Origin of the sequence: Pseudoflavonifractor phocaeensis, from assembly GCF_016901735.1 — a bacterium.
Taxonomy (GTDB): domain Bacteria; phylum Bacillota; class Clostridia; order Oscillospirales; family Oscillospiraceae; genus Pseudoflavonifractor_A.
Genome location: NZ_JACLZC010000055.1, coordinates 1 through 21578, shown reverse-complemented (window position 1 = coordinate 21578; position 21578 = coordinate 1). Strand labels below are relative to the sequence as shown.

18 protein-coding genes and 1 other annotated feature are annotated in these 21578 nt (G+C 63.4%); of the genes, 8 read left to right on the top strand and 10 right to left on the bottom strand.

Annotated elements, in window-relative coordinates; all coding sequences use genetic code 11:
• Positions 1-146 precede the first annotated feature (146 nt).
• Together H7U37_RS11445 and ftsH are read right to left on the bottom strand one after the other, a co-directional pair.
• The gene (locus H7U37_RS11445; protein WP_204875807.1) at positions 147-467 is read right to left on the bottom strand and encodes a putative heavy metal-binding protein; all 321 of its coding nucleotides are present in this window, start codon (positions 465-467) and stop codon (positions 147-149) included.
• Between the two features lie 21 nt (positions 468-488).
• Entirely contained in the window at positions 489-2537 is a 2049-nt protein-coding gene (gene ftsH, locus H7U37_RS11440; protein ID WP_243413578.1) for an ATP-dependent zinc metalloprotease FtsH, read from the bottom strand.
• A 306-nt stretch (positions 2538-2843) separates the two neighbouring features.
• Between ftsH and rlmB the strand changes: the two genes are divergently transcribed.
• The 5 genes from rlmB (at position 2844) to H7U37_RS11415 (ending at position 9885) form a co-directional block, all read left to right on the top strand.
• Complete coding sequence (rlmB, locus tag H7U37_RS11435) at positions 2844-3629, top strand: 23S rRNA (guanosine(2251)-2'-O)-methyltransferase RlmB (RefSeq protein ID WP_204875806.1); 786 nt, start codon at positions 2844-2846, stop codon at positions 3627-3629.
• 41 nt (positions 3630-3670) lie between these two features.
• A complete protein-coding gene (locus H7U37_RS11430; RefSeq protein WP_204875805.1) occupies positions 3671-5950 on the top strand; it encodes a hypothetical protein in 2280 nt (759 codons plus the stop codon).
• 76 nt (positions 5951-6026) lie between these two features.
• Positions 6027-6278: a binding site (T-box leader), on the top strand.
• Positions 6279-6334: 56 nt separating this feature from the next.
• Positions 6335-7918 carry an asparagine synthase B gene (gene asnB, locus H7U37_RS11425; protein ID WP_204875803.1) on the top strand — a complete coding sequence of 528 codons (1584 nt, stop codon included), beginning with the start codon at positions 6335-6337 and terminating at the stop codon, positions 7916-7918.
• Positions 7919-8059: 141 nt separating this feature from the next.
• Positions 8060-9199 carry a sensor histidine kinase gene (locus H7U37_RS11420; protein WP_204875802.1) on the top strand — a complete coding sequence of 380 codons (1140 nt, stop codon included), beginning with the start codon at positions 8060-8062 and terminating at the stop codon, positions 9197-9199.
• Positions 9190-9885 (top strand): GNAT family N-acetyltransferase, encoded by a 696-nt coding sequence (locus H7U37_RS11415; protein ID WP_204875801.1) that lies wholly within the window; start codon positions 9190-9192, stop codon positions 9883-9885. Before H7U37_RS11420 ends, H7U37_RS11415 begins: the two co-directional genes overlap by 10 nt.
• 1 nt (position 9886) lies before the next feature.
• On the opposite strand, the gene H7U37_RS11410 is transcribed toward H7U37_RS11415, so the two are convergent.
• Positions 9887-11245 carry a citrate/2-methylcitrate synthase gene (locus H7U37_RS11410; RefSeq protein ID WP_204875800.1) on the bottom strand — a complete coding sequence of 453 codons (1359 nt, stop codon included), beginning with the start codon at positions 11243-11245 and terminating at the stop codon, positions 9887-9889.
• A 117-nt stretch (positions 11246-11362) separates the two neighbouring features.
• On the opposite strand from H7U37_RS11410, the gene spoIID reads away from it, so the two are divergent.
• Complete coding sequence (gene spoIID, locus H7U37_RS11405) at positions 11363-12388, top strand: stage II sporulation protein D (RefSeq protein ID WP_204875799.1); 1026 nt, start codon at positions 11363-11365, stop codon at positions 12386-12388.
• A gap of 62 nt (positions 12389-12450) precedes the next feature.
• Here the strand turns inward: spoIID and H7U37_RS11400 are convergent, their stop codons facing one another.
• On the bottom strand, positions 12451-14604 hold the full coding sequence (locus tag H7U37_RS11400; RefSeq protein ID WP_204875798.1) for a M56 family metallopeptidase: 2154 nt from the start codon (positions 14602-14604) through the stop codon (positions 12451-12453).
• A complete protein-coding gene (locus H7U37_RS11395) occupies positions 14601-14975 on the bottom strand; it encodes a BlaI/MecI/CopY family transcriptional regulator (RefSeq protein ID WP_204875796.1) in 375 nt (124 codons plus the stop codon). The genes H7U37_RS11400 and H7U37_RS11395 overlap by 4 nt, the downstream gene beginning before the upstream one ends.
• Before the next feature lie 225 nt (positions 14976-15200).
• Between H7U37_RS11395 and H7U37_RS11390 the strand changes: the two genes are divergently transcribed.
• On the top strand, positions 15201-16595 hold the full coding sequence (locus H7U37_RS11390) for an NAD(P)/FAD-dependent oxidoreductase (RefSeq protein WP_204875794.1): 1395 nt from the start codon (positions 15201-15203) through the stop codon (positions 16593-16595).
• A 70-nt stretch (positions 16596-16665) separates the two neighbouring features.
• On the opposite strand, the gene H7U37_RS11385 is transcribed toward H7U37_RS11390, so the two are convergent.
• From H7U37_RS11385 to H7U37_RS11370, 4 genes are all read right to left on the bottom strand, one after another.
• On the bottom strand, positions 16666-17937 hold the full coding sequence (locus tag H7U37_RS11385) for a hypothetical protein (protein WP_204875792.1): 1272 nt from the start codon (positions 17935-17937) through the stop codon (positions 16666-16668).
• A complete protein-coding gene (locus H7U37_RS11380) occupies positions 17934-18815 on the bottom strand; it encodes a M56 family metallopeptidase (RefSeq protein ID WP_204875791.1) in 882 nt (293 codons plus the stop codon). The genes H7U37_RS11385 and H7U37_RS11380 overlap by 4 nt, the downstream gene beginning before the upstream one ends.
• Before the next feature lies 1 nt (position 18816).
• A complete protein-coding gene (locus tag H7U37_RS11375; protein WP_204875789.1) occupies positions 18817-19197 on the bottom strand; it encodes a BlaI/MecI/CopY family transcriptional regulator in 381 nt (126 codons plus the stop codon).
• A 139-nt stretch (positions 19198-19336) separates the two neighbouring features.
• Positions 19337-19999: an HD domain-containing protein gene (locus H7U37_RS11370; protein ID WP_204875787.1), complete on the bottom strand. Its 663-nt coding sequence runs from the start codon at positions 19997-19999 to the stop codon at positions 19337-19339.
• Positions 20000-20148: 149 nt separating this feature from the next.
• On the opposite strand from H7U37_RS11370, the gene H7U37_RS11365 reads away from it, so the two are divergent.
• Entirely contained in the window at positions 20149-20370 is a 222-nt protein-coding gene (locus H7U37_RS11365; RefSeq protein ID WP_204875785.1) for a hypothetical protein, read from the top strand.
• A gap of 59 nt (positions 20371-20429) precedes the next feature.
• Here the strand turns inward: H7U37_RS11365 and metA are convergent, their stop codons facing one another.
• Positions 20430-21344: a homoserine O-acetyltransferase MetA gene (gene metA / locus H7U37_RS11360; RefSeq protein ID WP_204875784.1), complete on the bottom strand. Its 915-nt coding sequence runs from the start codon at positions 21342-21344 to the stop codon at positions 20430-20432.
• Between the last annotated feature and the right edge of the window lie 234 nt (positions 21345-21578).

Below are 21578 nucleotides of genomic sequence, written 5' to 3'. Positions count from 1 at the left end.
AAGGCAAAGCTGAAGGGCTTGCCGCCTGCAATTCACAGACAACAAGCCCTTTCGGCTGCTTAAACAATTTTTACTTTCAAATATTGTCTAACTTTTGGGGGTCACTTCATAATGACAGCGGGGTGTTGAATGTTTATGGGAGATATTTAGTCCAGGACCACGGCGGTGCCGGAAACAGTGACCATCAGCATGCCGTTGTCACTGCCCAGGACCTCGTAGTCCACGTCGATGCCCACCACGGCGTTGGCCCCCATGGCCTCGGCCCGCTGGGCCATCTCCGCCATGGCTTCCTCCCGGGCCCGCTGGAGCTCGTCCTCATAGCCGGCGCTCCGTCCGCCGAAGATATTGCGGAAACCGGCGGCAATGTCGCGGAACATGTCCACGCCGGAGATGACCTCTCCGAATACGACGCCGCAGTAACGCTGGATTGTGTGCCCCTCTACCTGAGGGGTTGTGGTCAGGGTCATGAGAACGGCCTCCTTTTCTCCTTAAAGCGGCTGGGTATCGTCATCCGTTTGGGGGGCTTCCGCCTCCTGCTCCTCGCCGGGCACGGCGGGAGGCTCGCTGACGATGTGGATGTGACGGGCCGGCGGTTCGATATCGCCGGAAAGGGCGGCTTTTTCGGTGTTGTCGCCGAAGTTGTCGGCCAGCGCCGGGTCCTTGCCCTCCAGAATGGCCATCATTTCGCCGCCGGTGATGGTCTCCTTTTTCAGCAGGTAGCCGGCCACCGCGTCCAGCTGGTCCCGGTTGTCCGCCAGAATCTGACGGGCCTCCCGGTGACACTGCTCCAGAATGGCCTGGACCTCCTGGTCAATGAGGGCGGCGGTGTCCTGGGCGCAGTTGAGACCGTACCCCCCGTCCAGATACTGATTCTGCACGGTGGCAAGGCCCATGACGCCGAATTTGTCGCTCATACCGAACATGGCGACCATCTTGCGGGCCAGGTCGGTGGCGCGCTCGATGTCGTTGGACGCGCCGCTGGTCATGGTCTGGAATACCTCCTCCTCGGCGGAACGTCCGCCCAGAAGGGTGCGGATCTCGGTAAAAAGGTCCTCCCGGGTCATGAGGAATTTTTCCTCCTCGGGAAGCTGCATGGTGTAGCCCAGAGCTCCCTGGGTGTGGGGGACGATGGTGATCTTGCTCACCGGCTGGGCATTTTTCTGTTTGGCGGCCACCAGGGCGTGGCCCACCTCGTGGTAGGCGATGAGCTTTTTTTCCTGCTCGGTGAGGACGGTCCCCTTCTTTTCCGCGCCGGCGATGACCGTCTCGAAGGCGGTGAGCAGGTCGTGCTGATTCACCGCCCGGCGGCCATGCCGGACGGCCCGCAGCGCACCCTCGTTGACCAGGTTGGCCAGGTCCGCGCCCACCGCGCCGGCGGTGGCCTGGGCGATCTTGTTCAGATCCACGTCCTCGGCCAGCCGGATGTTGCGGGTGTGGACCTGGAGGGTGGCCAGACGGCCGGCCAGGTTGGGCCGGTCCACCGTGATCCGCCGGTCGAAGCGGCCGGGACGGAGCAGGGCCTTGTCCAGCACCTCGGGGCGGTTGGTGGCGGCCAGGACGATGACGCCCTTGGTGGGGTCGAAGCCGTCCAGCTCGGCCAGCAGCTGGTTCAGCGTCTGCTCCCGCTCATCGTTGCCCCCCATGCGGTTGTCGCGGGACTTGCCGATGGTGTCGATCTCGTCGATGAAGATGATGCAGGGGGCCATTTTGCTGGCCTCCTTGAAGAGGTCGCGGACACGGGAAGCGCCCACGCCCACGAACATCTCCACAAAGTCGGAGCCGGAGATGGAAAAGAAGGGGACGTTGGCCTCGCCGGCCACAGCCTTGGCCAGCAGGGTCTTACCGGTACCGGGAGAGCCCACCAGCAAAGCGCCCTTGGGGAGCTTGGCGCCGATCTCGGTGTATTTCTGGGGATTGTGCAGGATGTCGATGATCTCCTGCAAAGACTCCTTGGCCTCGTCCTGACCGGCCACGTCCCGGAAGGTGACGCCGGTGCTCTTTTCCACATAGACCTTGGCGTTGGACTTGCCCACGCCGCCCAGACCGCCGCCCATCTTGCCCGCCATGCTGCGGAACAGGAAGAAGAAAAGGACCATGATAATGGCCATGGGCAGCACATAGGAGATGATCAGGGAGATGATGGGGGAGAGCTCAGCCACATAGGGGGTGCCGTAGAGATGGACCCCGTTGGCGCTGAGCATGGCCATGGTGTCGTCGGGGTCGGCCACGGGGGCGCAGTAGTAGCTTTTGGCCTTCTCCAGCTTACTGTTGAAGGCGGCGAGCTCCTGCTTGGTGGCGGTGGTGGGGTCCGGCTCGGTCTCCGGGTCCAGCCCCACCGCGGCCACGTCCTCCTTGAGGTAGAAGGTATATTTGCCGGAGTTATACTCCACATAGTATACCTTGTCCTCCTCCACCAGCTGCTGGAACTGGCCGTACATCACTTCGGTGGTGTTGGCGTCGCTGGCCATGGAGGCGAGATAGTTGAAAAAAAGCGTGATGATCAGGGCCCAGACGACGATGGAGATAATCCCCATCATATTTCTCTTATTGGGCCCCTGCGGTTTATCGGGCTTCAAGACGCTGCCCTCCTTATTTCAAAATTTCAGACAATTGAGAACAGGGCGGAACAGACCTCCGCCCGTGGACACGTTACTATTTATAACACATCAGAGGGGAAATTACAAGGAAGGGGGAAGTCCGGGGTGTAAACTTTTTGTGAAAGCGCGGGCCGTTCTTGGGTTGTTTTGACGGCTGGAAAGGAAAGGAGCCGTAAGTTTTCCTTTTTCACGGGGAGCGGTTGTGGTATACTGGATGGGACATCCAAACCAAAGGGAGATTGATCCATGAAGGAAAAAAAGAACAGCCGTCCCGCCCGGGACGTGGAAGAGGCCGTGGCCGACGGCGTCATCGAGGGCCGCAACGCGGTCATTGAGGCGCTGCGCTCCGGCACGGCCATTGATAAGATCTACCTGGCCAAGGGGGAGACCGACGCCGCCCTGGGCCACATCGCCTCCACCGCCCGGAGCAAGGGCATCGTGACCGTGGAGTGCGACCGGCGGAAGCTGGACAACATGAGCCGCACCCACTCCCACCAGGGCGTGATTGCCCTAGCCGCCGTGCGGGAGTACGCCAGCGTGGAGGACATCCTGAACGCCGCCCGGGAGAAGGACGAGCCCCCCCTCATTGTGGTGTGCGACGAGCTCTCCGACCCCCACAATCTGGGAGCCGTTATCCGCACCGCCGAGTGTGCCGGCGCCCACGGCGTCATCATCCCCAAGCGGCGCTCCGCCGGCCTCACCGCCGTGGTGGCCAAGACCTCCGCCGGCGCGGTGAGCCATGTGCCGGTGGCCCGGGTGGCCAATCTGACCGCCCTTTTGAAGGAACTGAAGGACGAGGGCGTGTGGATCTTCGGTACCGCCGCCGACGGGGACCGGCTCCTCTATGACGCCGACCTGAAGGGTCCCGCCGCCATCGTCATCGGCTCCGAGGGCAGCGGCATGAGCCGCCTGGTGGCCGAGACCTGCGATTTCAAGGTCCGCATCCCCATGAAGGGAAAGCTCAACTCCCTCAACGCCAGCGCGGCGGCGGCGATTTTGCTCTATGAAGCGGTGCGTCAGCGGATGGGCTGAATATTTTCAAAAAGAATTTTCCGAAATCAGGAGAAAACGATATGTCCAAGGACGAGGAAATGGAACTGGACGGTGTGGACGAGCTGCCCACCTTTACCTTAGAGGAGATTTTGGCCGAGTACGCCCTGAACCGGGAGAAGGAGGAGCCGGACGAGATCCGGCCCATCCCCATGGAGCCGGAGCAGGACCAGCGGCCCCCATCTCCGCCGCCGGCGGCGCAAGAACCGGAGCCGCCGGAAGAGCCGCAAAAAGCGGAAGAAATGGAAGCGGCGTCCCCTCAAGCGCCGGAGCCGGAGAAAGAAGAGGAAGAGGAGAAACCGGAGGAGAAAAAGCCGTTCCGGCCGTATCTGCGCCTTCTGCGCCGGGAGAGCGAGCCGCCGCAGCCGGAGGAGCCGTCCTCCGAGCCGGAGGAGCCGGAGCCGCCCCGGGCGCCGGAGGAGGACGGCGGACAGGTGACGCCCTTCCCCAGCAGAGCGGCGGAGGGCTTTTTCGCCCGCAAGCTGGGGGACCTGCGCCGCCGGGCGGATCAGTATGCCGAGCACATGTTTGAAGATGAGGGGACGGAGGAGAGCGAGGAGGTCCGCCAGGCGGAACGCTACATCCCCGGCGTGGACCAGGAGGAGCCGGAGGAGGACGCGCCGCCGGTCCGCCGCCGCCGGCAGCCGCCCCCCATTCCCGACCTGTCGCCCCAGGAGCTGTTTCGCCGGTATGACAAGGGCGTCCGTGGCGTGCGGTGGAGGATCTTCCTCTCCCTGGTCATCAGTATACTGGCCCTTTACCTCAGTTTTGCCACCGGACTGCGTATGCCGCTGCCGCCGGTGCTGACCGACCAGCTTCCCCTCCAGCGCATGATTCTGGCCGGGATGCTTGGCGTGGTCATGGTGCTGACCCTGGACGCGGTACTGCTGGGACTGCTCCATCTCATTACCCTGCGGCCGGAGCTGGACAGCATCGTGGCGCTGGCCTGTGTGGCCAATCTGGCCGACGCCCTGCTGATGGACAAGCTGACCCCCGAGATGGTCCGCCATCCCTTCTGCGGCCTGTCGGCCCTGGCCCTCACCTTTCTGCTGTGGGGCAATTACGCCAAGCGGCTGGGGCTGCGGGTGGCCTGCCGTACCGCCGCCTCGGTGACCACCCCCTATCTGGTGACCCTGGACGAGCGCAAGTGGAACGGACGGGACGCCTATGCCAAGTGGTCGGGGGAGCCGGCGGGCTTCGGACGGCAGATCCAGGCCTCCGACGGCGCCCAGCGGATCTTTCATGTCGCCGCGCCCCTGCTGCTGGTGGGCTGCCTGCTGTGCGCGGTGCTCTCTTCCATCGGGCGGGAACGGCCCAACGACTTTGTCTGGTGTCTGTCGGCCAACCTGACGGCCGCCTCTTCCTACTCCGCCGCCCTGTGTTACGGCATCCCCTGGGGGGCGTTGGCCCAGCGCCTGGCCAAGAGCGGCGCGGCGCTGGCCGGTTGGGACGGCGTCACCAGCACCGGCGGCGGCAGCAGCGTGCTGCTCTCCGACGAGGACCTCTTCCCGCCGGGCACGGTGCAGCTCAACGGCATCAAGATTTTCGGCGACTTTTCGGTGGACCGGGTGGTTGGGAGTACCGCCACCCTGATCCGGGACTCGGGCAGCGGGCTGGATAAGCTTTTCCACGACCTGCTCCGGGCCCAGGGGACGGTATACCGCCGGGCCACCAATTTCTGCTGCTATGAGGGCGGCGGTCTGTCGGGCGACATCCGGGGCGAACAGATCCTGGTGGGCACCGCCTCCTTCATGCACCTGATGGACGTGCCCCTGCCCCAGGGAATGCACGTGAAAAATGCGGTATTCTGCGCCATTGGCGGGGAGCTGGCCGGTCTGTTCGTGCTGAAATACACCCTCAACGGCGCGGTGGCGCCCGCCCTCCACGCGCTGATCCGCAACCATGTGGTGCCTGTCATGGCCACCCGGGACTTCAACATCACCCCGGAGATGCTCCGCCAGCGCTTCAAGCTGCCGGCCGACCACATGGAATATCCCGCCATTGAGCGCCGCGTTGAGCTCTCCGACCCCAACCAGGAGCACAGCGCCATTTTGACGGCTGTCCTCTGCCGCACCGGCGTGGACCCCTTCACCGAGGCCGCCGTAGGCGGAAAGCGGCTGCGGCGGGGCGTGCGCGCCTCGGCGGGGTTTGCGGTGCTGGGGGCGACGCTGGGCCTGCTGCTCTCTTTTTATCTCACCTTTTTGCAGTCTTATACCTCGTTGACCCCGGGCAACCTGCTGGTTTTCCTCCTGATGTGGCTGGTGCCCACCTTCCTCATCTCCGATTGGGTCAATCGATATTGAGGCGCACGGAGCGGGGCGTTGTCCCCGCTCCGTTTTCTCTTGACAAGGGAGGGGACGGGTGCTAAAATAACCCCCATAAAAGGCAGTGACGGAGCCAAGTACGGCCGTGCAGCCGGCACAGAGAGCGGGGGACAGGTGGGAGCCCCGTGCGTGCGGCGGTCGGAAAAAACCCTCCCGAGCCGCAGACCGAACCCCGTTTGGGCAGTAGGCGCGCCGTGTACTCACGTTACAGAGTGAGCGTTTGACAAGAACGCAGGAAAAAGAGTGGTCCCGCAATGGCGCGGGGCAAGTTAGGTGGCACCGCGGATGGCAGCAATTCGCCCTAATGGGGGAGCGAATGGCTGCTTTTTTCGTTCCTGAGAACGAAAAAAGGAGCGGTGCTTTATGTGTGGAATTTTGGGCTATCTGGGAAAGGACATTTCCAAAGAAACCTTTGCGGGCTATCTGGCCCGGACCGCCACCCGCGGCCCCGACGACAGCCGGGTGGAAGAGACCCCCTTCGGCCTGTTGGGCTTTAACCGCCTGGCCATCATGGGCCTGACCGACGACGGAATGCAGCCCTTTACCCGGGAGGGCAGCTGGGCGGCGTGCAACGGAGAGCTGTACGGCTTCCGGACGGTGAAGAAAGAGCTGGAGGAGCAGGGCTACACCTTCCGCAGCGGCAGCGACTGCGAGATTTTGCTGCCCCTCTATCGGGAATACGGTGTGGAGATGTTCCGCCATCTGGACGCCGAGTTTGCCTGTCTTTTGTATGACGCCGCCACCGGAAAGGTCATCGCCGCCCGGGACCCCATCGGCATCCGGCCCCTCTTTTACGGCTGCTCGGAGAGCGGACACATGGCATTTGCCAGCGAGGCCAAAAACCTGGTGGGCTGGGTGAAGAAAATTTTCCCCTTCCCGCCGGGACACTACTGGATGGACGGGCAGTTCGTCCGCTACGCCGCCCCCTGGGAGGTGGAGCACTACACCTACGACGACCTGGATACCGTTACCGCCAACATCCGGGAAAAGCTGGTGGCCGCGGTGGAAAAGCGGCTGGACGCCGACGCCCCCCTGGGCTTTCTCCTCTCCGGCGGTCTGGACTCCAGCCTGGTGTGCGCCATTGCCGCCCGCAAGCTGAAAAAGCCCATCCGTACCTTCGCCATCGGCATGGATACCGACCCCATCGACCTCAAATACGCCCGGGAGGTGGCCGACTACCTGGGCGCCGACCATACCGAGATCATCATGACCCGGCAGGACGTGCTGGACGCCCTCCCCACCGTGGTGGCGGCCCTGGGCACCTACGACATCACCACCATCCGGGCCAGCATCGGGATGTATCTGGTCTGCCGGGCCATCCGCCAAAAGACCGACATCAAGGTCCTTCTCACCGGCGAAATCTCCGACGAGCTTTTTGGTTATAAATACACCGACTTTGCCCCTTCCGCCGCCGCCTTCCAGGCCGAGGCCCAAAAGCGCATCCGGGAGATCCACTGCTATGACGTGCTCCGGGCCGACCGGTGCCTGGCCGACAACAGCCTGGAGGCCCGTGTGCCCTTCGGCGACCTGGATTTCGTCCGCTACGTCATGTCCATCGACCCGGCGAAAAAGCGCAACGTCTACGGCAAGGGAAAGTACCTCCTCCGCAAAGCCTTTGCCGGCGGCGGCTGGCTGCCCGAGGATATCCTGTGGCGGGAGAAGGCGGCCTTCAGCGACGCGGTGGGGCACAGCATGGTGGACCACCTCAAGGACTACGCCGAACACTGCTGCACCGCGGAAGAAGTGGAACGGGCCGGGGAGCGCTATTCCTTCGCCACGCCCTTTACCAAGGAGAGCCTGCTGTACCGGGCGCTTTTTGAGCGGTACTACCCCGGTCAGGCGGAAATGGTGCCCGGCTTCTGGATGCCCAACAAGGCGTGGGAGGGCTGCGACGTGGACGACCCCTCCGCCCGGGTGCTGTCCAACTACGGCGAGAGCGGCGTATAACCATCCTCAAAAAAGCGGAGCCCCGGACCTGTTCAAAGGTCCGGGGCATTTTTTACCATTGGTCCGGCGGACGGGGGACCATTGCTCTTCCCGGCGTTTGCCGCTATAATGGGAAGGACGGCAAAAAAGGAGGGGCGCGGGATGGATATGCGCTATGCAAAGCTGAAACGCAAAATCGTACTGTTGGCGGCGGCGGGCACGCTGGCGGCCACCCTGACGGCGGCGGCGCTGCTGCGGCTGCTGGACCATCTGCTGGGCAATCTGGCCCAGCGGCTCTTTGTCTGGGCGGCCACCTGCCTCTTCGGCCAGAGCCAGCAGACGGCGTTGGAGGCCTACCAGCATTATATCGTGGAAAACGTACCGTTTTTTCTGGTATGCGCCCTGTTTTTTACCATGATTTTTGCCCTCTACCTGGTGACGGGCCGCTTTACCCGCTGGCTGGACGAGATCGCCCAGGCGGCCCGGCAGATCGCCGGGGATACCGGTGGGACCATCGCCCTGCCCGTGGAGCTCCAGCCTCTGGAGCAGGACCTGGAGTCCATCCGGAAAAGCCTTCTGGAGCAGAAAAGACATCAGGAGGAGATGACCCGCCGCCGCAAGGACCTGACCGCCTTCCTGGCCCACGACCTCAAGACCCCCCTCACCTCGGTGGTGGGCTATCTCACCCTGCTGCGGGACCAGCCGGAGCTGAGCGCCGAACAGCGGGCCAAATTTACCGGCATCGCCCTGGAAAAGGCCCGGCGGCTGGAGGAGCTGCTGGGGGAATTTTTCGACATCACCCGTATGGACCTGTGCGCCGGGCAGGAGGAATACCAGAACATCCGCCTCACCGTGCTGCTGGAGCAGCTGGCCGACGAGCTCTATCCCCAGCTGGGGGAAAAGGGCCTTTGCTGCGTCACACAGCTGGAGCAGGGGTTGGTGGTGAAGGGCGACCCGGAGGGACTGGCCCGGGTTTTTGACAATGTGCTGCGCAACGCCATCCATTACAGCGTGGCGGGGGGAGAGGTGCGCATCTCCGCCCGGCGGGAGGGGGACATGGCGGAGGTGATCCTGTCCAACGAGGGCCTGGAAATCCCGGAGGGAGAGCTGGCCCGGATCTTTGAGAAATTTTACCGGCTGGACGCGGCCCGCTCCACCCGCACGGGCGGAGCCGGTCTGGGCCTTGCCATTGCCAAGGAGATTGTGGAGCGCCATGGGGGGACCATCCGGGCCGAGAGCAACGGCCGGTATACCAGCTTTGTCATTTCCCTGCCGCTGGTGCAGGAGGCGTTATGCGGATAAGAGAACGACTGGCGGCGGAGCCGGTGAGGTATGCCGACCTGCTGACCGCCCTGGACCGGCCGGAGACCCGGCTTGTGTGGAACGGAGCGGAGGGCGCGGTGCTGTGGGAGGCCCGGAGCGGCGCCTATATGGCGGTGTGCCTGGCCCCCGGCGGGGAGGAGGAGACCGCGGCACATGTTCCGCCGGCGGGAACGCTGGTCACCTGTCATGACGCCGTGACCTGCCGCCTTCTCCGCCGGCGGCTGGGGCTGACGCAGCTGCAAGTCTGCGTCCAGGCGGTGTGGACGGCAAAAGAGCCGCCCCAGGTCCCGCCCTTTGGGGGGACGCTGAAGCGGCTGGGAGAGGAATGGACCCAGACGGTCTATGACCGGTACAGCCAGCATTACGGCAACCTGGAGGAGATCCGGCAGTCCATCCGGCAGGGGATGCTGGGCGCCTTTGTGGAGGGGGAGCTGGCCGGGTTCATCGGCGTCCACCTGGAGGGCAGCCTGGGGATGCTGGAGGTGCTGCCCCCTTTCCGGCGGCGGGGCGTGGGAAGAATGCTGCTGGCCGGAGGGATCGCCCTGGCTTTGGAGCAGGGACGCACCCCGTTTTCCCAGATCATGGCCGATAACCGGCCCTCGCTGGCCCTCCATCGGGGGCTGGGGATGGACCTGTCCACGGAGCGGATGTACTGGCTCTTTTGACTTACACCCGCTGGGCCAGCGGTACGAAGGGACGCAGGGGCGCCACGGCCTTGTAGGCCGGGCGGATGATCCGGTTGGCCGGGGAGGTGACCTCCTCGATGCGGTGGGCACACCAGCCCGCTACTCTGGCCGCGGCAAAGAGGGGGGTGTAGAGCTCCATGGGAATGCCCATCATCTGGTACACCAGGCCGGAATAGAGGTCCACGTTGGCGCACACCACCTTTTTCTCCCCCCGGACCGAGCGGAGCACCTGGGGGGTCAGCCGTTCCACCGACTCCAAAAGCTGGAATTGATCCATCATGCCCTTGGTCTCGGCCAGCTCCCGGGCAAAGCGCTTGAGGAGCACCGCGCGGGGATCGGAAAGGGTGTAAATGGCGTGGCCCATGCCGTAGATGAGCCCCGAGCCGTCGCCCGCCTCCCGGCGGAGGATGCGGGCCAGGAAGGCGGCGATCTCGTCGTCGTCCTTCCAGTCGTTGACACCCTCCTTCAGATAGCCGAACATCTCCATGACCTTTTTGTTGGCGCCGCCGTGGCGGGGACCCTTCAGCGCGCCCACCGAGGCGGAGATGGCCGAGTAGATGTCGGTGCCGGAGGAGGAGAGCACCCGGCAGGAAAAGGCGGAGTTGTTGCCGCCGCCGTGCTCGGCGTGGAGCACCAGGCACAGATCCAGCAGCCGGGCCTCCTGCTGGGTGTAGCGGTTATCGTGGCGCACCGAGTAGAGGAAGTTTTCCGCCAGACCCAGGCCGGGCTGGGGCCGGTGGAGGTAGAGGCTCTCGTCATTATAGTAGTGGCGCTTGGCCGCGAAGGCGTGGGCCACGATGACCGGCACCCGGGCGATGAGCTCCACCGACTGGCGCAGCTGGTTGGAGAGGGACAGGTCGTCCGGGTTGGGGTCGTAGGAGTAGAGGGAGAGGATGGAACGGCTCAGCTTGTTCATCACGTCGGGACTGGGCACCCGCAAAATCACATCCTCGGTGAACATGGGGGGGAGGGCCTGATGGTCGCTGATCATCTGGCGGAACTGGTCCAGCTGCTCCCGGGTGGGCAGACGGCCCAGCAGCAGGAGATAGGCCGTCTCCTCAAAGCCGAAGCGGCCCTCCGTCATAAAGCCGTCGATCAGCTCCCGCACATCGATGCCCTGGTAGATGAGCTGACCGTCCATGGGATAGCGTTCGCCGTCCTGGACGTAATAGCCCAGCACGTTGCCGATCTGGGTCACACCGGCCAGCACGCCGGTGCCGTCGGCGTTGCGCAGGCCGCGTTTGACCCCCCAGCGCTCGTAGTATTCCGGATCGATGTGGTTATTCCTGCGGTATTCGCCGCATAGACTCTCGATAAAGTCCATGGAGGTATCAGACATGGCGGTTCGCTCCTTTAATAAGCTAGTCTTATAAAGTATATCTGATATAGTGTACCATAAGAACCGGGTCCGGTCAATCAATTCCCACCGGAACACGTTGGATATGGGAGGTTTTCCATGAAACAAGTGGTAGCGGTGGCGCTGCTTCTGCTCTTTTTGCTCTTTTTGCTCCCCTTTTTGCTGCTGCGGGGCAGCGAGGCCGAGGAGGTCCTCCCCATTGACCGGACGGTGGCCACGCCGGCCCCCAACGGACCGGTGGACAGCGCCTGGACCCTGCGGGTGCTCCGGGAGGACGGCACGGTGGAGACCATGACCATGGGGGATTACCTCTGGAGCGTGGTGGCCGCCGAGATGCCCGCCTCCTTTGAGGTGGAGGCCCTGAAGGCCCAGGCGGTGGCGGCCCGTACCTACGCCCTGCGCAAGATGACCTACGGCAGCGCCAACCACCCCGAGGCCGACGTCTGCACCGACCACACCTGCTGCCAGGCCTTTATTTCTCCCGAAAGCGCCCAGGCCAACTGGGGCGCGGACGCCCAGGTCTACACTGCCCGCATCCAGAACGCCGTGGCCGGTACCGACGGAGTGGTGGCCCTCTACGACGGGCAGCCCATCGACGCGGTGTTTTTCTCCTCCGCCGCCGGACAGACGGTGGATGCGGTGGAGGTGTGGGGCAACAGCGTGCCCTACCTGACGGGGGTGGAGAGTCCCGAAGGCGAGGAGGTGCCCAACTATCATACCACCGTCACCCTGACGGCGGAAGAGGTCAAAACCGCCGTTCTGGAGGCCCATCCGGAGGCCGATCTGTCCGGCGATCCCTCCGGCTGGCTGGGGGAGATTACCCCCAACTCCGCCGGCGGGGTGGAGTCCATCGTGGTGGGCGGGGTCACCCTCAGCGGCGCCGAGCTGCGCACCCTCTTCGGGCTTCGGTCCACCTCCTTTACCGTCACCCAGGAGGATGGACAGTTTACCTTCTCCGTCACCGGCTACGGCCACGGGGTGGGCATGAGCCAGTACGGCGCCAACGCCATGGCAAAAGAGGGCAGCACCTATGAGGAGATCCTGAAATGGTACTATACCGGCATTGACCTGGAGGTGTGGACCCCGGCGGAGGAGACCGTCTCCACGCCTGTGCCCACGGCCTGAACCGGTGTCAAGTAATAGATAATAGACCCCTGGGCAGCTGTGAGGCCGCCCAGGGGCGCTGTTTATGCAGTCAGCTGCTGGATGTTGGCTTCGTTCAGCTCATACCAGACCGCGTCCGGCTTTTGGGCCTGGGCCGCTATGGCGGCCTCGTACTGGGTCTGGGAGACGGGCTGCTGCTCCACCTCGTAGGTGATAGCCTCCCAGTCTTCGGTGGCCCAGATGACCTGCTTGTCCATGACAAGCCCTTCCGCCTCAAAACGGACGGCGGCCACGCCCTCCTCCATGCCGGTGGAGCTGGAGTAGGTGAAGGTACCGTCGGTTTTCAGCGCCCAGAAGGTGCGCCGGCCGCTGGGATAGCCGTAGACCTCATCCCCGTCCTGATGAAGGATGAGATAACCACCCATGTCATTGGCCACGTCGGTGACCTGGAGGACCACCTCCTGCTTTCCGTCGCCGTCCAGGTCCAGGACGGCAAACTCGGATACGGCGGCATAGGAGCTGTAAGGACTGAAGAGAGCGGGGACCTCCGAGAGAAGGATGGAGCGGGCCTGGGAGGAGCCGTCCACATAGAGGAAGGAGGTCTTGCCCAGCAGGACGTCCTGATAGGCACGCACCCCGCTGCCTGCAAAGGGGGTGTAGGGGAGGGAGACGCCGGACGCCATCCAGCCTTCCCCAATGGTCCAGGCTTCGTCGCCGTCCTCCGGCTGGGACACCTGATCCAGGATTACCAAATAGCCCTCCGCCGAGGGGTCGAAGCGGTACTGGCTCCACGTCGTCTGCCCGGCGCCGCTGGAGCCGCTGTGGCAGAGGATGTTGTCCTCCCGCACCACATAGAGACTCCGCTCCCAGCCCTCCACCGCCAGGACAGGCCGGCCGTCCACCAGGGTGTAGATGGCAAAGACATAGCCCTGGTCCAGATTCCAGATGTCGTTGCCCACCCAGCCCAGCAGCAGCTCCTCCGAGCCGTCCCCGTCCAGGTCCCGGCGGACATAGCCGACCCGGTCCAGCAGGCGCTCCGTGGGGTCCTCCGGCTGCCAGTACCAGTAGGGGTTAATCAGGATATTGGGCAGATCCGGCCAGTGTTCCAAACGATATTCCGACATCTCCCAACTCAGTGACAGGGCGTCCTCATACCGGTCCAGCAGGGAGGCGTAGGGGTCGGTTTCGGCGGCGGGCTCCGGGTCGGGGGACGGCTGGGTCTGCGGCTGGCGCAGGTCCACCATCCCGCAGGCGCAGCAGGCAACCGCCAGCCCCAGCACCAGCGTGAGACAGATTGCGGCCTTACCCGGCCTGCGGTAGCCCTTGATCCCCAGCAGCCGTGCTTTCAGCCGCTTTCCCTCCTGACAAAGGGGGGCGGCCATCCAGGGGGCGGCTTTCTTGGGCTGGGCGGCCAGCATCAGCAGCAGATCCCCATAGGCCATTCGCTGGGTGGGCTCCATAGAGCGGATGACCGCCTCGTCACAGGACAGCTCGCAGTCCAGGGCGATGCGCCGCCCCATCCAGTGGACCAGGGGGTTGAACCAGTGGAGGCTGGTCACCAGCACCACCAGCCATTTGTAGCAGATGTCCCACCGCCGGGCATGGGTCAGCTCATGGCGGAGGGCGGCGGACAGGGCCTGGGGATGGAGGGACGGCCCGTCCCGGGGCAGGACGATCACCGGACGCAGGACCCCCAGCAGCATGGGGGCGTCCACCTGGCCGCTCTGGGCCAGGCGCACCCGGCCGTGGCTCATCTGCTCAAACAGGGCCAGGGCCTCCGCAACTGGCGGGGCGAGAGAGGCCCGGACCCGGCGGGAAAAGCGGATGTAGGCGGCCAGGTGCCAGAGGAAAAAGCCCGCCCCCACCGTCAGCAACAGGAAAACAAGCACGCCGGGGAGGGAGAATGCCGGAACGGAGGGCTGTGCCGTTTCCGGCGGTTTTACCGTGACCGTTTCCGACGGTGAGACGATGGGGGCAGTCTGTGTGTCCCCCCGGTCCTGCCGGTCAGAAAGGGAGGTCTCCTGTTGGACTATCTCCCGGGCGGGCTGAGGGGGCTGGGGCAGAGAGACGCCGTAGCCCAAGGGGACCAGGAAGCGAAGGAGCACCGCCAGCCAGAGGTAATAGGAAAAAGCCTTTGGCGCCCGATTTTGAATCACGGGACGCAGCAGCAGAAGGAATACACACAGTAGGGAGCCGGACAAGGTGAGGGAGAACAGGGTGAGCAAAATCTCTTTCATGTGGACTCCTCCTCATGCAACAGGGCGGACAGCTCGGCAATCTCCGCCTCGCTGAGCTGTCCGTCGGACAGCAGGGAGGCCACCAGCTTCTTGGCGCTCCCGTTGAACACCTTGTTGACCAGATGGCGGGCGGACCACCGTCTGTACTCTGCCTGGGTGATGACCGCCCGGTACATCCCCCGGCGCTCCAGCCGGACCGCTCCCTTCTCACACAGACGGCGCAGCAGGGTCTTGACGGTGGAGTCCTCCCAGCCGCACCGGGCGGACAGAATGCGGCGCAGCTCCGCCAGAGAAACCGGCTGGGGCAAGCTCCACAGGACCTTCATGACCTCCAGCTCGGCGTCCTGAATCTTTTCGGCACCAGTACACATAGCGACCTCCTAAAGTTTACTGTTGTAGTCTATTATAAGATTACAATTGTAAACTTTATTTGTCAAGCATTTTATGAAACGCAGGGGAAATTTGGTGAGCTGTCTAAAAATTTTTTTATTAGACAGGGGATAACTGTTGTCAAAAACTAGACCTTTTGGTATAATATCAAATTGGAAAGGTGTGTCTAACTCCTTCCAAATATGTTGTAAAGTGAGCGAACGCACATGAACACAAGATATGACGTTGCCATCATCGGCTGCGGCGAGGCCGGAATTTTTGCCGGATATGAGCTCATGCGCCTTTGTCCCCAGCTGAAGGTGCTGATCCTGGACCAGGGGGCGGATATTTATACCCGCAGCTGCCCCATCGTGGCCGGAAAGGTGAAGGAGTGCATCCACTGCAAGGTGTGCGACACCATGTGCGGCTTTGGCGGCGCGGGCGCTTTTTCCGACGGCAAATATAACTTTACCACCGCCTTCGGCGGCTGGCTCACCGACTTTATGGACGGCCGGGAGGTCATGGACCTCATCGACTATGTGGACTCCATCAACGTCAGGCACGGGGCCACCACCGAGGTCTACTCCACCGCCACCCCCGAGGCCAAGGCCCTGGAGAAAAAGGCCCTGGAGCATGACCTCCACCTCCTCCAGGCCCGGTGCAAGCATCTGGGCACCGAGAACAACCTCAAAATTCTCCAGAGCATCTACGAGACCCTGAAAAATTACGCCGAATTCCGTTTCCACACCACCGTGGACAAGATCGAGGCCCCCGGGGACGGCTACCGCCTGGTCACCGGCAAGGGGGACACGGTGGAATGTACCTGGCTCATTGCCGGCCCCGGCCGGTCGGGCGCGGAGTGGTTTTCCAACCAGTGCAAGGCCCTGGGCCTGGAGCTTCTCAACAACCAGGTGGACATCGGCGTCCGGGTGGAGCTGCCCGCCCAGGTCTTTGAGCACATCACCGATGTGGTCTATGAGTCCAAGCTGGTCTACCGCACCAAGCAGTACGGCGACCAGGTGCGCACCTTCTGCATGAACCCCTACGGCCATGTGGTGGCCGAGAATGTGGAGGGCATCAACACCGTCAACGGCCACTCCTATTCCGACCCAGCCCTCCGCAGTGAGAACACCAACTTTGCTCTGCTGGTTTCCAACCGGTTCACCGAGCCCTTCAACGAGCCCTACCGCTACGGCAAGCACATCGCCTCCCTGTCCAACATGCTGGCCGGCGGCGTGCTGGTCCAGCGCTTCGGCGACCTGGTGAAGGGCATCCGCACCAACCCCCACCGGCTGGCCAAGTCCTTTACCCGGCCCACCCTCACCGCCGCCGTGCCCGGCGACCTGTCCCTGGCCCTGCCCAAGCGGCAGCTGGACGACATCATCGAGATGATCTATCAGCTGGACAAGATCGCCCCCGGTACCGCCAACTATGACACCCTCCTCTACGGCGCGGAGGTGAAATTCTACTCCGCCCGCCTGGCCCTCTCCGGCGAGCTGGAGACCGCCCTGCCCGGCTTCTTCGCCATCGGCGACGGCGCCGGCGTCACCCGCGGTCTGGCCCAGGCCGGCGCCTCCGGCGTCAAGGTGGCCAGAGTGATCGCCGCCCGGCTGGAACAGTAAACAAGACCGTAAAACGCACGGCCCCCATGAAAAAGAGGGAGCCGTGCGTTTTTTACTGCCGATTTTGCGGTCAGGGAGCGGGCAGCGCGGCCAGCCGGGGACGGACGCACACCCAACGCCCGTCCTGCTCCGCCACGTCGGCGGTGAGGAGAAAGGCCGGCTCCTGGGACCCGGGAGAGCCCAGAGCGCAGGTAAAGGTCACGTGCAGTCCCCCGTCGCTCTGGGTGTAGGAGAGGTAATTCCCGCTGCTGACTTCCTCAGCCTCAAAGGCTGTAAGGGAAAACTGGTCCAGGGAGAGGAGCAGGGAGGAGCCGGTGCCCACGGACACCAGCAGGGAGGAGCCGCCGTCCACATAGCCCGCCTGCGGCAGGCCGGAGAGGGTGGTCAGATCGGGGCTCTGCCAGGTCCAGGGCGCGGCGGACAGGTCCACCAAAAAGAGGGAGTCCACCGACACCCCCGTACCGGTGCCCGCGTGGGTCCAGATGGCCACGTCCTCCGTCCCGTCCCCGTTCCAGTCCCCCGGCCAGAGCTGGGGGCGGACGTCAAGGGGCGACCGCCAGACAAAGGGAAAGTAGGAAAATGCGTCGTCCCGGCGCAAAATCAGCCCATTTCCGTAGCCATAGAGCCGGTATTCCTCCGCCTGATCCAGCAGGAAGGGACCGTCGCCCCCTTCCGGGGGAAAGCCGCCGCGCCGGTCGGGGGCCGCGTTCAGGTCCGCCAAGGTCACAGCCGCCGGGGGCGGATCGTCCGCCAGATAATTGCCGGAAAAGGTGAGCACGCTGGTCACCGAGCGGCTGCCCTCCGGCCCCCGGAAGGAGAGGGTTTGTACCGGCGTCCAGGCGTCGCTTTCCCCCTGAGACCGGCAGAACAGCACCGCCCCGCCCCCATCCAGCAGCGTGATTTTCCGGTCAATCCCAAAGGAGGACCAGAATTCCCCGTATTCCGCGCCGTCCGGGTCGCCCGGCCACAGCCAGGTCCACGCCGTCCCGTCAAAGGACAAGAGCCCGGCCCGCCAGGAGGCGGGGTCCTCCTCATGGGCGGCGAAGAGAAAGTAAGGGACGTCCTCCTCCTCCCAGTACTGGGAATCGCAGCTTTGCGGGAAATTCAGATCCTGCCGCAGCGTCAGAAGGGCCTGCTGGGCGGGGTCCTCCGCCGCCACGGGCGTCTCCGGCTCCTCCCGACAGGAGACCAGCGCGCCGCACAGGATCACCACGGCCAGACAGAGGACCAGCGCGGGCAGGCCCTGTTTGCCCGGCCGGGTGAAGAGATTGCGCAGCCGGGCTTTTTGAGCGCGGAGCGAGGGGGAAAAGGCGGTGGAAAACCAGGTTTTGGGGGCGTTCATGGGAACCTCCTTTCAGATGTACGGCGGACGGCGTCCACGATGAGATGCCCATAGCGGACCCGGTCCGCCTGAGAGAGGCCCTGCAAAACCTGCTGGTCGCAGGCCTGCTCCAGATCCCGGTCCGCGGCGTAACGCATGAGCCACACCAGGGGATTGAACCAGTGGACGGCGTTGACCAGCAGCAAGAGCCCCTTGAACCAGAGATCGTGACGCCGGTAGTGGCAGCACTCATGGCGGAGCATCAGGGGGAGGGCGTCCTTGTCCCAGCCCTCCGGTCCGACGGGAAGCAGGAGGACCGGGCGGAAAAGTCCGGCCAGCATGGGGGTACTGAGACCGGGGCAGGAGAGCAGGGGCGGGACGCGCCTCATCTTGAGGGCGGCGGCGGCGTCCTTCAGCGCCTCGTGGACGTGGGGATCTCCGCAGGGGCCCGCCCATCGGCGCAGATAGGCCCAAAACCGCAGCCACCCCGCCAAATGCCAGGCCAGAAAAAGGAACATTCCCGCCAGCCACAGGAGAGAGAGAAGGGACTGGGGGGAAGGGGCGGACATAGGGGTGCTTTGAACCGGGATGGACGGAGTTTCCCCCAAAAGGGACGCCGAAGGAAGCGGCGAGGGAGAAGGAGCGGCTTCGTGGGCCGTGTCCCCCTGGGACGGCAGCGGCACGGCGGTGTGGACGGCGGGCGGAGAGAGCCGCACCGGCGCCTGGGGAAGGGAGAAATTGAGGGGGATCAGCAGCCGGACCGACACCGCCAGCCAGGCCCAGCACCGCCAGCGGGCGGGATAGTGCCGGGCCAGCAGAGGGGTGAGGAGCCAAAGAAGCAGGATGACCGCCCCTGTGGACAGGGTGACCTCAGCCAGCGACAAGAGAAGGGCTTCCATTTCAGCCCTCCCCCCGCGCTTTCAGCTCCTCCAGGTAGTCCTGAAGTTCTTCCAGCTCAGATCCCTTCAGCCGGCCGGAACCGGCCAGCGCCGCCACAAAGCCCTTTAGGGAACTGCCGAACAGCCGGTCCAGGGTAGCGCGGCTTTCAAAGGCCAGGTAATCCGCCTGAGAGATCAAGGGGGTATAGTAGTTGCTTCGCCCCTGTTTTGCGCAGGAGACGAACCCCTTTTCCGCCAGACGGGTCAAATAGGTGTTGACCGTATTGGCCGCCCAGCCCTTGCCGTCCAGGGCCGTTTCCAGCTCCGAGCGGGCCGCGGCCCTTCCGCCCAGGGCCCACAGCGCTTTCATCACTTCCAGTTCCGTATCGGGCAGTCGCTTCATGGCGCTTCCTCCTATTACTTCATTTGTAGTGCTTCTGCTATTATACTACAATTGAAGTAGATAAAAGGCAAGTTACAATCCGGCAACAAAAAAAGCGGGCGGACGCCGGTGCGTCCGCCCGCGGGGGGGGGAAGGAGAATCAGATCAAGGTGAGGCCGTTGATGACCAGCTTGAAGGTGAGGCCCAGATGGGCTGCGGCCTTGCGGCAGAGGACCATCCGCTGCAAAAAGATCTCGAAATAGTCCATGACGGCGCACACCTCGGTGTTGATGGTCAGCGTCAGGGTAAAGGTCTTTTCCTCCAGATTCAGGGCGGTATTGGACTGCTCCACGGCGTAGTTGACCCGGTCGTGGATGTCAAAGGTGGAAGCGTCCTTGTTGCGCACCCGGCTGCGGCGCACGTCGGTCTTGTCGGCCAGAATGAGGGCGGCGGCCAGGGCGTTGACCGGGAAGGCGGTGGAATCGTCGTGGTGGCCGATGGCGGTGATGACGGCGGCCACCTCCTCGGGGGGCATACCCATGTGGTCCAGGATGCGGAAGGCCATGGTGGCGCCGCTGATGGCGTGGGCGTGGCGGTTAACCACGTTGCCGATATCGTGCATAAAGGCGGCGATGCGGCACAGCTCCACGGAGCGGGGGTCATGGCCCAGGTCGGCCAGCAGGTCGCCGGCGATTTTGGCACAGCGGCCCACATGGGCGAAGCTGTGCTCGGTGAAGCCTAGGGCGATGAGGGAGGCGTCGGCCTGGGTGATATAGGTGCGGATCTCCGGTGCGTTGCGCACCTGGTCAAAGGTCACTGACATGGCGGTTTGGACTCCTTTTGTCAAAATAAGACTGCCTCCGGCACAAAGCGGAAAATGGTTGCAGAATGCCCGGGGCTTTGATATTATACTCTATACATGCAAGGCGCAGAAACACACCGCCGGCATATAAAACCAGAGGGGGATTTGGTATGGATTTTGTACGTTTGATTGCGACGCTCATTGGCGCCATTGTAGCGGGCGCCATTGTGGGACTGATTCCCTATTTTGTGGGACGGTACGTCAACAACCAGCAGATGGGACTCATCGGCATGGCGGCCTGTGTTGTCGCCAATTTCCTGCTGGGCCTGGCGCTCTCCATCCCGGTGGCCATCGTGTTCGCGGTGATCCTGTTTGTGACGAAGAGAAACTGAATACATCAACGGCGGGACCGGCGGCTTTTCGGAGCCCTGGCCCCGCTGTTTTATGCCGTTCAGAGGTTTTTCAGATCGTAAGGGGTGGTCTGGTAGACATAATAGTTGAGCCAGTTGGTATAGAGCAGCTGTCCGGCGCTGCGCCAGCGGACGATGGGCACCTGGCGGGGGTCGTTGTCTGGGAAGTAGTGGGCGGGAACGGCGATTTGCAGGCCCTTGTCCACATCCCGCCAGTATTCTTTCGCCAGGGTATCGGGATCGTATTCAGGATGCCCCATAATAAAGAACTGCCGGCTGTCCTCGGTCTTGACGGCGTACACCCCGGCCTCGGAGGAGTTGGCCACCAGCTCCAGATTGGGCGTGGCCCGGACATCCTGCTCCCAGACCTCGGTATAGCGGGAGTGGGGGGCATAGAAAACGTCGTCAAACCCCCGGAAGAGGGGGGAGGAGGGTTTCAGGACCCGGTGTTCGTAGACGCCGAACAGCTTTTTGGACAGGGAGCGTTTTTGAATCCCGTGATGGAAGAAGAGACCAGCCTGGGCGCCCCAGCAGATGTGCAGGGTGGAATGGACGTGAGTCTTGCTCCAGGCCATGATCTCGCACAGCTCCGGCCAGTAGTCCACCTCATCGAATTCCATGTTTTCCACCGGCGCGCCGGTGATAATCATACCGTCGAATTTCCGGTCCTTCACCTGGTCAAAGGTGGTATAAAAGGAGTCGAGATGGTGCTCGTCGGTATGGCGGGAGACATAGCTGCTGGTTTGCAGCAGCTCCACCTGGATCTGAAGGGGGGTATTGGACAGCTTGCGGAGGATCTGGGTCTCGGTGACGATCTTGGTGGGCATCAGATTAAGGATCAGCACATTCAGGGGCCGGATATCCTGATGCATGGCCCGGTACTCGGTCATGACGAAGATATTTTCGCTCTCCAGCACCGCCCGGGCGGGCAGGGAGTCGGGTATTTTGATGGGCATGAGCTGCGCCTCCAATTTCTTTATATAAGTAGTATAGATGGGATTAGACTATCACATTTTGCGCGGACCTGCAACGGGCTTTTCCACCGCTGGCGGACACAGGAAAAAAGAAGGTCGAAAAAGAGAAAAAGGTGTTGACAAACGGGGGCGGAGGTGGTATTCTATCTGAGCGCTTCACGAGAGGGCACGAAAAAAGCGGGACAGAGCGGCGGAAGGCAAGAGCGGTTCCGAAAA